The following is a 12,840-nucleotide window of genomic DNA, read 5'->3' on the forward strand; positions in this document are numbered from 1 at the left end:
GCTCTGCCACGCCGGATCGACGCCGCTGGTGGTGCCCACCCCGGGGCAGCGCCGAGGGGGACGACCTGCGGCGCCGGCGACCGGTTCGCGGCGGCCGGCCAGCCTCGCGCTGGCCCAGGGTGCGCTGGTCTCCGAGGCGGTGCAGGCGGCGGTCGCCGAGGCGACCGCGTACGTGGCCGGCGGGGGAGTGGCCCGGGCCCTGCCGCCACCGGCGGACACCCGCAGCCGACCGGTACGTGCCGGCGTGGCCGGCCCCGGCGGTGACCGGGTGGGCATCGCCCCGGTCGCCGCGCTGCTCGCCGAGGTACGTGCCGCGGGCGGCACGGTGGTGGCGACCGGGGGCTGCTTCGACCTGCTGCACGCCGGACACGTGGCCACCCTGCAGGCCGCCCGGCAGCTCGGCGACTGCCTGATCGTCTGCCTCAACTCCGACGCCAGCGTGGCCGGTCTGAAGGGGCCGGACCGACCGGTGATGTCCGAGGGCGACCGTGCTCGGCTGCTCGCCGCGCTGAGCTGCGTCGACGCGGTCATGATCTTCGACGAGCCGACCCCGGACGGGGCGTTGTCCTGGCTGCGGCCGGACATCTGGGTCAAGGGCGGGGACTACGCCACCGGCGGTGGGGACGCCGCGAGTCTGCCCGAGGCGGAGGTCCTGCGCCGCTGGGGCGGGAACACGGTGGTGGTGCCCTACCTGGACGGTCGGTCGACCAGCGACATGATCGCCCGTTCCGTCGCGCCGTCGTCGACGCGGGAGCGGGTCCGATGACCGCCATGGGCCCGAGAGTCCTGGTCACCGGCGGCTCCAGCGGGCTCGGTGCGGCGGTGGTCGCCGCGGTGGCCGCCTCCGGCGGCCGGCCGCTCGTGCTGGACCGGCAGCCGCCGGTCGACGGGGTGTCCTGGACCGAGTGCGACCTCGCCGACACCCGGGCCGCCGAGGTCGCCACCAGGCACCTCGCCGAGCAGGCCGGCGGCCTGGACGCGGTGGTCACCGCCGCCGGCATGGACGTGCCGGGGCGGCTCGCCGACGTGCCGGGGGAGACCTGGGACCGGATCGTGGCCGTGGACCTGCTCGCGACCGCCGCCGTGATCCGGGCCGCGCTGCCGTTCCTGCTGACCTCCCGGGGCCGCGTCGTCACGGTCGCCTCCACCCTGGGCGTCAAGGCGGTCAGCGACGCCACCGCGTACTGCGCGGCGAAGTTCGGCGTGGTGGGCTTCACCCGCGCCCTGGCCGCGGAACTCGCCGGCCAGGTCGGCGTGACCCTGCTCATTCCCGGCGGGATGCGGACCGCGTTCTTCGACGAGCGTGACCCGCAGTACAAGCCGGGACCGGACGCCATCCTCAACGACCCCGTCGACACCGCCGCCGCGATCATGTTCGCGCTCAACCAGCCGGCCGGGTGCGCGGTGCGTGAACTGGTGGTCTGCGCCGAGCAGGAGACCTCGTACCCGTGATCCTGGTCCTGCGGGCCCTCGGCGTCGGTGACCTGGTCACCGCCGTGCCCGCGCTGCGGGCGCTGCGGGCCGCGTACCCCGGTCGGGAGCTGGCGCTCGCCGCGCCGGCCTGGCTGGCTCCGCTGGTCGGCCTGGTCGGCGGCGTGGACCGGCTGGTGGACACCACCGGGCTGGAGCGGCCGGTGCGGGCCGGGTCGTCTCCGGAGGTCGCCGTCAACCTGCACGGGCGCGGCCCGCGGTCGCACCGGCTGCTGGCCGCCACCCGACCCGCGCGGCTGTTCGCCTTCGCCAACCGCGACGTCGGCTTCTCCGCCGGCCCGCGGTGGGTCGAGCAGGAGCACGAGGTGGACCGGTGGTGCCGGCTGCTGTCCTGGTACGACATTCGGGCCGACCGGGCCGATCTCCGCCTGCGCCGGCCCGAGCCGACCAACCTGCCCACGGGGGCCACCCTGCTGCACCCGGGCAGCAAGATCCCCGCGAAGCGCTGGCCGCCGAGCGGTTCGCGGCGCTGGCCCGTGCGCTCACCGACCAGGGTCACCGGGTGCTGCTCACCGGCTCGGCCGACGAACGGGCACTGGCCGTGCGGGTCGCGCACGACGCCGGACTGCCGTCCGATGCCGTGCTGGCCGGCCGGACCGACCTCGGCGCGCTCGCCGCGTTGGTGGCCGACGCCCGGCTGGTGGTCAGCGGGGACACCGGCGTGGCCCACCTCGCCACCGGGTACGGCACACCGTCGGTGGTGCTGTTCGGGCCGGTGCCGCCGGCGCGCTGGGGGCCACCGCCGGACCGTCCCCGGCACCGCGTGCTCTGGGCCGGCGAGGGGGATTGGCCCAACTGGGACGGGGTAGGAAGCCATCCGACGTTGGCGGCCCTGCGCCTGGACGAGGTGCTGGCTGCCGTGGCTGAGGTGGAACGGGTGGTGCGGGTCTCCGGTGCGTTTGCGGCGTAGCGATCCGGGCCGCCGGGATACCGGCGTCGCCGGCGCGGCAGGGGTTGGCTCTTTCTCGACCCGACCGGCGCTCCGGTCCGGGACGCCGACGTCCTGACCCGGCTGCGTGAGCTGGTCATCCCGCCGGCCTGGCGGGACGTCTGGATCTGCCCGTACCCCACCGGGCACATCCAGGCGATCGGCGTCGACGCGGCCGGCCGTAGGCAGTACCTCTATCACCCACTGTGGAGAGAGAAGCAGGACGAGGCGAAGTTCGACCACATGCTGGAGGTGGCGCGGCGGCTGCCGGCGCTGCGTGAGCGGGTGGACCGGGACCTGGACGGTCGCGGGTTGGGCCGCGACCGGGTGCTGGCCACGGTGGCCCGGCTGCTGGACATGGGGATGTTCCGGGTCGGCAGTGACCAGTACGCGGCCGGCGACGACCCGACGTTCGGGGTGTCCACCCTGCGTCCCGAGCACGCCCGGTCACGGGGTGGGTGCGTGGTCTTCGAGTTTCCCGCCAAGGGCGGCATCGAGCAGGTGCGCCGCATCGAGGATCCGGAGCTGTGCCAGGTGCTGGTCAATCTGCGGCGTCGCCGCCGGCGGGCGGACCGGTTGTTCGGCTACTGGGACGGCCGGGAGTGGCGCGACGTGCGCAGCGACGAGGTCAACGGCTACCTGCGCGACGCCAGCGGCGGGGAGATGACCGCCAAGGACTTCCGTACCTGGCATGCCACCGTGCTCGCCGCGACCGAGTTGGCGACCGTCGGCCTGGCCCGCTCGGTGACGGCACGGCGCAGGGCGGTGGCGGCGGTGATGCGCGAGGTTGCCGAACTGCTGGGCAACACCCCCACGGTGGCCCGGACGTCGTACGTGGACCCTCGGGTCGTCGACCTCTACCACGACGGGGTGGTGGTGCCGGTCGACCCGGACGCGCCGCGCGAGGAGGCCGAGCGGGTCGTGTTGGCGTTGCTGGAGAAGGCCTGACCGGCCCCGCCAACGATCCTGGGGGGAGAGTGGCGGGACCGGGGGTCTCGGCCGGTCGGGGCTGACACCGGGCGGCCGCCCGCCGCGGGTGGCGGCGGGCGCCTCGCCACGGCCCCCGTTGGCGGCCTCGCACGGCCCGCGATGCGGGCGGCGGTCGGCCGCGTTGGTGTCAGTCTGCCCGCGAGACGTTGACCATGGACGCCGGACGGTTGACGATGCGTGCCGGATTCGCGGTGGATTCCCGGTACGCCTGCGGGCTGATCCCGTACGCCGCCCGGAACGCCCGGCTGAAGTGCGCCTTGTCGGGGAAACCCCACCGCGCGGCGATGGCCTGCACGGGCTGGGTGCGCAGGGCCGGGTCGCTCAGGTCGCGCCGGCACCGGGTCAACCGCATGTCGCGGATGTACGACGCCACCGTGGTCTCCTCGGCCTCGAACAGCCGGTGCAGCGAGCGCAGCGAGATGTGGTGGGCGTCCGCGACGACCCGCGGGCTGAGCGCCGGATCGCCGACGTGGCGGTGGACGTACGCCTGCACCTGGCTGACCAGCGCCCGGTGGCGGACCTCGGTCGGCACCGCGTCCTCGGCGACCAAATGCCGGCCGAGCATGGTGGTGGCCAGGTCCAGTCCCACCGCGCCGAGGCGGCCGGCATCGGCGGCGTGGTACTGCTCGGGATGCCCGCTCACCTGGAGCAGGAACTGCGCCAGCAGTGCCCCGACGCCCTCGGAGCCGGACATCCGGCCGCCGTAGAGCGCGGCCATCCGCTGCGGCGGCAGCGGCAGCGCCGCGTGCGGGATCAGCGTGATGATCGAGCTCGCCTGGGTCCGTCCCGGCTCGGTCGCGTGGTGGCAGACGTCGTGCGGCCGGGAGGCGTCGTAGAAGGTGAACTCGCCCGCCTGGATCTCGCTGCGGCGGCCGTCCTGACTGGACGTGCCGACGCCGCCGGTGGTGAGGGCGAGCACGTACAGCTCCGGGTCCGACTGGCGGACCAGCTTGCGGGTGCGGGTGGCGTCCAGTGACGGGTACCGGTATTCGACCAGCTGGATCGGGCCGAGGTCGAGGAAGTCGGCCCGGGCGGCGAAGTCGCCGGTGTGCGCGGACTGGATCCGCAGCGGCGCCGAGGTGCGTGCGACCAGGTCCAGCCACATCCCGAATCGTTCACCGGGCGGCAGGACGGTCGTGTCGACGGTGTCCCTGTGCAACATCCGCGCCCCTCAGGCCGCTCGCCGTCGGACCAGGGCCTCGACGCCGTCGAGGATCCGGTCCAGACCGAAGGTGAACTCGTCGTCGGGGTCGTCGTCCTGGTTGAGCACGCCGGCGGCCAGCACCCGGTGCAACGCCGGGAAGCGGGCCGGGTCGATGAGCCGGGCCACCGTGCGGCCGTACGCCGGCATCATCTCGCTCGGCTCGACGCCGGCCGCCCTGCTGCCCTCCGCGATCTGCGACGTGAGGGTGGCCTCGTTGCGGACGTACCCGGTGATCAACAGAAGCACCGACATCTTCTCGCCCTCGGCGAGCGCGGTGCCGTCGAGGCAGCGCAGCCCGTCCTCCAGCCAGCCGAGCTGCTGCGGGGTGATCGGCGGGCCGGTGATCGGGACGTGCAGCAGCCAGGACCGTCGCCGCAGCACCTCGCGCTCGGCCCAGGCCCATCGGGTCACGCCGGCGCGCCAGTCGTCCTGCGGCGGGGGCGGGCCGGGCGACGGGCCGTATCCGGCGTCCACCATGAGCATCAGCAGCTCGTCCTTCGAGCCGACGTGGCGGTAGAGGGCCATGGTGGCGGCGCCCAGTTCCTTGGCCACCCGGCTCATCGAGACGGCCGTCAGCCCGTCGGCGTCGGCCACCCGTACGGCGGCGTCCACGATGCCGGGCACGGTCAGCCCGGGCCGGGGCCCCTTGGGTGGCCGTTCGCGCAGCCCCCAGGCGCTCTCGATGGCCGGGGGGATCGCCGGCCCGCTGTCGTCATTCTTCGCCGCCACATGTCCTCCTTGCCTCGCCATCCTAGTTCTGCGTATGGTCTACGCATTACAGCGTACGACATACGCAGAAGGGTTTCGATCATGACGGCGACGACCACACCGGCACCGAGGGCGGGCCGGCGGGAGTGGATCGGGTTCACGGTGCTGATGCTGCCGCTGCTCCTGGTCTCGATGGACGTGTCGGTGCTCTACTTCGCCGTCCCGTTCATCAGCGAGGAACTGCGCCCCAGCGCCACCCAACAGCTCTGGATCTTCGACATCTACGGCTTCGTGCTGGCCGGCCTGCTGATCACGATGGGCGCTCTGGGCGACCGGATCGGCCGGCGCCGGCTGCTGCTGCTCGGCGCCACCGCGTTCGGCGCGGCATCCCTGCTGGCCGCGTACGCCGACAGCGCCGCGACACTGATCGCCGCGCGTGCCGTGCTCGGCGTGGGCGGGGCCACCCTGATGCCGTCGACTCTCGCCCTGGTGCGCAACATGTTCCACGACGCCCGACAGCGCGGCACCGCGATCGGCATCTGGACCGCCACGCTCACCGGCGGCATCGCCATCGGCCCGGTGCTCAGCGGCGTCCTGCTGGAGCACTTCTGGTGGGGCTCCATCTTCCTCATCAATATCCCGGCGATGCTGATGCTGCTCCTGCTCGCGCCGGCCCTGGTGCCCGAGTTCCGCAACCGGACCGCCGGGCGGTTCGACCTGGTGAGCGCGGTGCTGTCGCTGGGCGCGCTGCTGCCGGTGATCTACGGCATCAAGGAGATGGCCCGCGACGGCGTCGACGCGGGGCGGGCGCTGGCCGTCGTCGCCGGCCTGCTGGTCGGAGCGCTGTTCCTGCACCGGCAGCGGACCCGGGCGTACCCGATGATCGACCTGGCGCTGTTTCGCCGACGCGGCTTCGCCGGGTCGCTGGCGGTCAATCTGCTGGCGATGTTCGCGCTGGTCGGCTTCGCCATCTTCACCACCCAGCACCTTCAGCTGGTGCTGGGGATGAGCCCGCTGCGGGCGGCACTGTGGAGCCTCGTGCCGTCGCTCGCGGTGGGTGGCGTGGCCCCGGCCGCCGCCGCGCTCGCCCAGCGCGTCGAGCGGGCGTACCTGATCGGCGCGGGCTTCGGAATCGCCGTGCTCGGCTTCCTGGTGCTGACCCAGGTCACCCCGGACTCGCCACTGTGGCTGATGCTGACCGGCGCCAGCGTCTACGCGGGCGGCCTGGTGGTGGTGATGTCACTCGTCACCGAGCTGGTCCTCGGCGCGGCGCCGCCGGAGCAGGCCGGTGTCGCCTCCGCGTTGACCGAGTCCAGCAGTGAGCTTGGCGGCGCGCTCGGGATGGCGATCCTGGGCAGCGTGGGTGCGGCCGTCTACCACCGCGAGGTCCTCGACGGCCTGCCCGCCGAACTGCCGCTGGACGCTCGGAACACGGCGCAGGAGACGTTGGGTGGTGCCCTCGCGGTGGCGAAGGGGCTGCCGGCGGAACTGGGTGACGGGGTGCTGCACGCCGCCCGGTACGCGTTCACCGACGGGCTGCACCTCGCCGCGTACGCCGCCATGGCGGCGATGCTGCTGGGCGCGGCTACCGCGCTGGTGGCGCTGCGCGGCGTCCGGCCGGCCGACCCCGCGGCGGTGACCGCCGAGCCGACCGGTACGCCGATGTCGTCCGTCAGTCGTTGAGCACGTGCGCCAGCCGGTCGCGGAAGCGCCGCTCGGAGTCGCTGACCGTCTCACCGCCGAGACCGAGCAGCCCACCGCTGGACGCGGCGCCCACCACCTGCTCGGCGATCTTGATTAGCCAGTGCTTGTACGCGCCGGCCTCGCCCTCGTCGACCCGGGCGGCCAGCAGCGCGGCGGCCTCGCCGGCGCGCAGCAGCACGTCGTCGATCATGGCGCGCGGTCGGCGGGCGCGATGACCGGCAACTCCTCGCCGGTCTCCGGGTCGCCGACCCGGGTCACGATCTCGCCGGCCACGGCGGCGACCAGGGGACTGGCCGACTCCCGTCCGGCGGCGATGGTCTCCAGCCCGGCCGCGGTCTCCGCCATGGTCCGGCGGGTGCCGTCGGACTCGGCGGCGCTCGCGGCGGTCAGCACCGACTGCGGCAGGCCGACGAGCAGCCCCCACTCCCCGTCGGAGAAACCAAAACCGGTGTACGCCGGCTGCTCGATCACGGCAACGCCCCTTCCGCCCTGCTCTCGTGGTCAATCGGTGCCCGGGTCAGGCTAGTCCAGCGTCAGCAGGCCCTGTTCGGACACCACGCGCACGGACAACGTCTTGTACCCGACCTCATCGAACAGAACCGTCATCTTGTCGTCCTCGTAGCCGAGCACCATGCCGTGCCCCCATTCCGGGTGGCGGACCTGGCTGTGCACCGGGAACGGCCCGACCGCTCCCTGGTCCGCGACGCTGGTGCCGTTGTGGCAGTTGTCGCAGTGCGCGCAGACCTTGGTCATCTGCTCGCCGAAGTAGGCCAGCAGGGTCTGCCCCCGGCAGGCGGTGGTCTCGGCGAAGGACCGCATCATGTCGGTGCGGGAGCGGGTCACCGTCTGCTGCCGTTCCGCCTCGGCCAGCGCCGCGGCGGCGGCATCGGCCGGAGTGGGGGAGTAGCGGGGTGCGCCGATGCGCTGCCGGGCGCGCGGCTCGGCGGCGCCGACCTGCTCCAGCAACGAGAGGTACTGGCCCAGCTTGCGCGGCCCGAGCCCGGTGGTCTCGCGCAGCTCGGTCTTGGTGGCCGGCTTGCGGCGCAGCAGCGCGGCGAGGTCGCGCAGTTCGTTCTCGTCGGGCAGGCCGCCGCTGAAGAAGCGTTGCAGGCCCACGTCCTCGGCCTGCCAGAGCAGCAACACCCGGGCCGGCTCGCCGTCGCGGCCGGCCCGGCCGATCTCCTGGAAGTAGCTGTCCGGCGAGTCGGGCAGCGCCATGTGCACCACCCAGGCGATGTTCGGCTTGTCGATGCCCATGCCGAACGCCGAGGTGGCCACCATGATCGGCACCTGGTCGGCGAGGAACGCCTCGTGCAGCTCGGCGCGGGGGCCGGCCGCCATTCCGCCGTGGTAGAACTGCGCCGGGAAACCGGCGTCGGTCAGCCGGGTGGCCAGTTCCTCGGCCGCGCGGCGGGTCGGCACGTAGATGATCCCCGGCCGTCCCTCGTCGCGCAGCAGGGTCATCAGACGCCGCCAGCGGTAGTCCTCGGTGGGGCAGTGCGCCACCTCGAGGAAGAGGTTGGGCCGGTCCAGACCGGACACCACCAGCTCCGGGTCGCGCAGGCGCAGCCGGGCGATGATGTCGTCGCGGACCGGCGGGGAGGCGGTGGCGGTCAGCGCGACCACCGGCGGTCGGCCGATGCCCTCGATGAGGTGCCCGAGCGCCAGGTAGTCGGGGCGGAAGTCGTGCCCCCAGGCCGAGATGCAGTGCGCCTCGTCGATCGCCACCAGTGCGGGCTTCAGCGCGGCGACCTCGGCCATCCGGTCGGGGTTGCTCAGCTGCTCCGGGGTGATGAACAGGAACTCCGCCCGACCCTCGCGGACCTCGGTGATCGCCTGGGCCTGCTGGGTGGGCGACTCGTTCGAGCTGATCCGCACGGCCCGCAGCTCGGGGCGTTGCCGTTCGTTGAGCGCCGCGATCTGGTCCTGTTGCAGGGCCAGCAGCGGGGAGATCACCACGGTGGGACCGGGGATCAGGCTCGCCGGGATCTGGTAGATCGCCGACTTGCCGGCGCCGGTGGGCAGCACCACCAGGGCGTCGCGTCGCTTCATGACCGCGCGCATGGCGGCCAGCTGGTTGGGCCGCAGCGCGTTCCAGCCGAACAGGCTGCGCGCCGCGCGGCGCAACGACATCGAATGCGTGGACAGTTTCATCGAGGGCCGGAGGTACCCGAGCCCATGACCGCCGAAACACGTTCGGACGATCATGGGCTCGTCGGATTGCCACCTCAGCGCAGGCGGGGCAGGACCTCGCGCTGGTAGAGGTCGAACAGGCCCTGGTGGTGCGGGCCGGTGTTGGCCACGTACACCTCGTCGAAGCCGGCCTTGGCGTACTGGTCGATCATCTCCAGGTGCGCGTCGGCGCTGTTGCCGCAGACGAACGCCTCCTTGATCATCTCCGGCTTGACCAGCTCGGCGGCCTGCTCGAAGTGTCGCGGCGAGGGGAGCACCTGGGACAGCTCGCCCGGCACCCCGGCGTTGGGCCACCGCTCGTACGCGATCCGCGTGCCCTCGTCCTCGCTGTCCGCGTACGCCGCCTTGAAGCCGCCCTGACACGGCTTGTCGCCGCCGCCGTTCTCCCGGAAGCGGCGGACCATCTCGCCGTCCGGCATGGTGCTCACGTACCCGTCGCCGATGCGGGCGGCCAGGTCGATGGCCTTGGGGCCGAAGCCGGAGACGTAGATCGGCGGGGGCGTGTCGGGCAGCGTGTAGATGCGGGCGTGCTCGACGGTGTAGTGCTTGCCGTGGTGGTTGACGAAGCCGCCCTTCCACAGCTCGCGCAGCACCTCGACGGCCTCCTCGAGCATCTCCAGCCGGACGTCGGCCTGCGGCCAGGCGTCGCCGAAGATGTGTTCGTTGAGCGCCTCGCCGGTGCCGACGCCGAGCACGAAACGGCCGCCGTGCAGCACCGCGCTGGTCGCCGCCGCCTGTGCGATCACCGCCGGGTGGATTCGCACGGTCGGGCAGGTGACCGCGGTGGTCACCGGCAGCGAACAGACCTGGCTGAGCGCGCCGATCATCGACCAGACGAACGCGCTCTGCCCCTGGGCGTCCACCCACGGGTGGTAGTGGTCGGAGATCCACAGCGCCTCGAAGCCGGCCTGTTCCGCGCCGCGCGCCTGCTCCAGCAGCTCGTCCGGCGTGTACTCCTCACTGGACAGAAAGTAACCGATCTTCATAGCTTCCCCTTCGGCGCGCGTACCTGCTGACGGGGGAAAGCCGTACCCCGGCCACGGTCGGCCACACCCGTCGTGTCGTGGTGCGGACCAACGGGCGGTGCTCAGCGTCGGCCGAACATCGCCCGGATCGCGGCGAGCAGCAGCAGGGCGCCGACGACCAGGCCGAGCAGGCGTACGCCGGGGATGTCGGCCGGGCTCGTCGCGTCGGCCAGCAGGGCGGGATCCATCCCCGAACTCTCCCCGGGACCGCGCCGCCGGGCAACTGTAAGGTTTATTGACTATTCAATCGCTCGGTGTGACCATGGCAGCACCGCCTGCCCGGGCGGTGCGCCGAGGGCGCGCGAGAGATGGGGTACGGGGGCCGCATGAGCGAGCGCAACCAGCGGGTCGGCGTGGACGCGTCGACGCCGGCAACGGACGCCCAGCACCGCGAGGGGGTCGCGTGACCGCGCCCGCCGGGCACCTGCCGGCGCTCGCCGCCGCCGTCCTGCAACCCGGGTTCGTCGGCACCACCCCGCCACCGTGGGTGTGTCGCTGGCTCGGCGAGGGGCTCGGCTCGGTGGTCCTCTTCGCCCGCAACATCGTCGACCCCGCCCAGGTGGCGGCCCTCACGGCCACGCTGCGCGCCGAACGGCCGGACGTCATCGTGGCCATCGACGAGGAGGCCGGCGACGTCACCCGGATCGAGTCCGGCCGCGGCAGTTCCCGGCCCGGCAACTTCGCGCTCGGCGCGGTCGACGACCCGGCGCTGACCGAGGCGGTCGCCCACGACCTCGGCACCGAGCTGGCCGCCGCCGGGGTCACCCTGAACTACGCCCCGGACGCCGACGTCAACTCCAACCCGGCCAACCCGGTGATCGGCGTCCGTTCCTTCGGGGCCGACCCGGCACTGGTCGCCCGGCACACCGCCGCCTGGGTACGCGGACTCCAGGCCGGCGGCGTCGCCGCCTGCGCCAAACACTTCCCCGGCCACGGCGACACCCGGGTCGACTCCCACCACGACCTGCCCCGCATCACGGCCGACCGGGACCGGCTCGACGCCTGCGAGCTGGCGCCGTTCCGGGCCGCCGTGGCAGCCGGGGTGCAGGCGGTGATGACCGGCCACCTGCTGGTCCCCGCCCTCGATCCGCAGCTGCCAGCCACACTGAGCCAGCGCATCCTGGGTGGCCTGCTCCGCGACGAGCTGGGCTTCTCCGGCGTGGTGGTGACCGACGCGGTGGAGATGCGCGCCGTCGCCGACCGGTACGGCTTCACCGGAGCGGCTGTCCGCGCGCTCGCCGCCGGCGCGACGCGATCTGCATCGGAGGCGAACGCGCCGACGAGCAGGACGCCCTCGAGCTGCGCGACGCCATCGTGGCCGCCGTGATCTCCGGTGAGCTGCCCGAGGAACGCCTCACCGAGGCCGCCAAGCGGGTCGGTCGGCTCGCCGCCTGGACGGTGGCCACCCGCACCGCCCGGTCGACCGCCGCGCGCGACGCCACCGACGTCGGGCTCCGTCGCCGCCCGACGCGCCGTCCGGATCAGCGCCGCGCGGCCCGGACCGGCCGTCCTGCCGCTGACCCGCCCGGCGTACGTGGTCGAGTTCGAGCCGCCCCGCAACATCGCCATCGGCGCGGAGACGCCGTGGGGCATCGGGGAGCCGCTGGACGAGCTGCTGCCCGGCACCAGCACGGTCCGCTACGCCGAACCCGACGTGCCGGCCGACCCGGGCGCCCAGGCTGGTGAGCGTCCACTGGTGCTGGTGGTCCGCGACCTGCACCGGCACGACTGGATGCGCGCCGCCGTGCGGCGGGCCCTCGCCGCCCGCCCGGACGCGGTCGTCGTCGAGCTGGGCGTACCCGAGCTGGTCACCGGGGCGGCGCACCTGGCCACCCACGGGGCCACCCGGGCCAGCGGGCGGGCAGCCGCCGAGGCGCTGACCGGCCGGACGCGCTGACCGGCCGGTCCACCGCTGCTCGGCCCTGCCCTACGGCTGCTCGGCGACCAGATCGGCGTACTCGGGGTGCTTGTCGATGTACGCGGCCACGAACGGGCACTGCGGCACCAGCCGGACACCACGGGTACGGATCTCGTCCAGGGTGCCCTTGATCAGCGCGCTGGCCACGCCCTTGCCCTGGAAGCCCGGGTCCACCTCGGTGTGGGTGAAGACCAGCACCTCCCCACGGGGCACGTACGCGGTGAAGCCGGCCAACGCGTCGTCGACCAGGATCTCGAAGCGGTTCTTGGCGGGGTTGTCCTCGATCAGGGTGCTCACCGGACCATCCTCCCTCCCCGGTCGGCCACCGCGTCCAGTTCGGTGAGCAACCGGTCCACCTCGTCGGCGGTGTTGTAGTGGTAGATGCTGGCCCGCACCGCGCCGCCGCTGTCGCGCAGACCCATCAGCTGGAAGTACTCGTAGGCGTAGTAGTCGCCGGCCGAGAGGCAGAATCCGGCGGCGCCCAACGCCTTCTGGGTGGCCTCCGGCGACATCCCGGCGAGCCGGAACGACACCGTCGGGCAGCGGCGGGCGGGCGAGCCGTAGACGGTGACGGCGGGCCGCTCCGCCAGCCCGGCGAGCAGCCGCTCCAGCAGCGCATCCTCGTGCGCCTGGGCGGCGGCCAGCCCGGCGCGCAGCCGCGCCCGCCGTCGCCGACCGC

9 protein-coding genes and 5 pseudogenes are annotated in these 12,840 nt (G+C 73.5%); 6 read left to right on the top strand and 8 right to left on the bottom strand.

The window, feature by feature from the left end; genetic code table 11:
* The 4 genes and pseudogenes from JNW91_RS24565 to JNW91_RS24580 form a co-directional block, all read left to right on the top strand.
* Positions 1 to 766, top strand: a pseudogene (locus JNW91_RS24565) (adenylyltransferase/cytidyltransferase family protein); the annotation flags it as partial.
* Between the two features lie 5 nt (positions 767 to 771).
* Complete coding sequence (locus JNW91_RS24570; RefSeq protein WP_203177776.1) at positions 772 to 1,452, top strand: SDR family oxidoreductase; 681 nt, start codon at positions 772 to 774, stop codon at positions 1,450 to 1,452.
* Positions 1,449 to 2,401 (top strand): annotated as a pseudogene (locus tag JNW91_RS24575) (glycosyltransferase family 9 protein). The gene JNW91_RS24570 and the pseudogene JNW91_RS24575 overlap by 4 nt, the downstream one beginning before the upstream one ends.
* A pseudogene (locus JNW91_RS24580) lies at positions 2,385 to 3,367 on the top strand (DNA topoisomerase IB). The pseudogenes JNW91_RS24575 and JNW91_RS24580 overlap by 17 nt, the downstream one beginning before the upstream one ends.
* 169 nt (positions 3,368 to 3,536) lie before the next feature.
* Here the strand turns inward: JNW91_RS24580 and JNW91_RS24585 are convergent.
* Together JNW91_RS24585 and JNW91_RS24590 are read right to left on the bottom strand one after the other, a co-directional pair.
* Positions 3,537 to 4,571, bottom strand: a complete 1,035-nt coding sequence (locus JNW91_RS24585) for an AraC-like ligand-binding domain-containing protein (RefSeq protein WP_203177777.1) — start codon at positions 4,569 to 4,571, stop codon at positions 3,537 to 3,539.
* A gap of 9 nt (positions 4,572 to 4,580) precedes the next feature.
* The gene (locus JNW91_RS24590) at positions 4,581 to 5,342 is read right to left on the bottom strand and encodes a TetR/AcrR family transcriptional regulator (protein WP_203177778.1); all 762 of its coding nucleotides are present in this window, start codon (positions 5,340 to 5,342) and stop codon (positions 4,581 to 4,583) included.
* 81 nt (positions 5,343 to 5,423) lie between these two features.
* Between JNW91_RS24590 and JNW91_RS24595 the strand changes: the two genes are divergently transcribed.
* On the top strand, positions 5,424 to 7,004 hold the full coding sequence (locus JNW91_RS24595; RefSeq protein ID WP_203177779.1) for an MFS transporter: 1,581 nt from the start codon (positions 5,424 to 5,426) through the stop codon (positions 7,002 to 7,004).
* On the opposite strand, the pseudogene JNW91_RS24600 reads toward JNW91_RS24595, so the two are convergent.
* The 4 genes and pseudogenes from JNW91_RS24600 to JNW91_RS33245 all read right to left on the bottom strand — a co-directional run bounded on the left by JNW91_RS24600 (position 6,994) and on the right by JNW91_RS33245 (position 10,431).
* Positions 6,994 to 7,496, bottom strand: a pseudogene (locus JNW91_RS24600) (hypothetical protein). The gene JNW91_RS24595 and the pseudogene JNW91_RS24600 overlap by 11 nt on opposite strands.
* A 51-nt stretch (positions 7,497 to 7,547) precedes the next feature.
* Positions 7,548 to 9,179, bottom strand: a complete 1,632-nt coding sequence (locus JNW91_RS24605) for a RecQ family ATP-dependent DNA helicase (protein WP_203177780.1) — start codon at positions 9,177 to 9,179, stop codon at positions 7,548 to 7,550.
* A gap of 74 nt (positions 9,180 to 9,253) precedes the next feature.
* Positions 9,254 to 10,204: a TIGR03557 family F420-dependent LLM class oxidoreductase gene (locus tag JNW91_RS24610; protein WP_203177781.1), complete on the bottom strand. Its 951-nt coding sequence runs from the start codon at positions 10,202 to 10,204 to the stop codon at positions 9,254 to 9,256.
* 101 nt (positions 10,205 to 10,305) lie between these two features.
* A complete protein-coding gene (locus JNW91_RS33245) occupies positions 10,306 to 10,431 on the bottom strand; it encodes a hypothetical protein (protein WP_255421242.1) in 126 nt (41 codons plus the stop codon).
* Positions 10,432 to 10,646: 215 nt separating this feature from the next.
* Here JNW91_RS33245 and JNW91_RS24615 point away from each other — a divergent pair.
* Positions 10,647 to 12,140, top strand: a pseudogene (locus JNW91_RS24615) (glycoside hydrolase family 3 protein).
* A gap of 30 nt (positions 12,141 to 12,170) precedes the next feature.
* On the opposite strand, the gene JNW91_RS24620 reads toward JNW91_RS24615, so the two are convergent.
* A complete protein-coding gene (locus tag JNW91_RS24620) occupies positions 12,171 to 12,458 on the bottom strand; it encodes a GNAT family N-acetyltransferase (protein WP_203177782.1) in 288 nt (95 codons plus the stop codon).
* The coding region (locus JNW91_RS24625) for an aminotransferase class V-fold PLP-dependent enzyme (protein WP_203177783.1) at positions 12,455 to 12,840 on the bottom strand (386 nt) is incomplete at its 5' end. The genes JNW91_RS24620 and JNW91_RS24625, both read right to left, overlap by 4 nt.

It is taken from the genome of Micromonospora parastrephiae, from assembly GCF_016802865.1.
Lineage (GTDB): Bacteria > Actinomycetota > Actinomycetes > Mycobacteriales > Micromonosporaceae > Micromonospora > Micromonospora parastrephiae.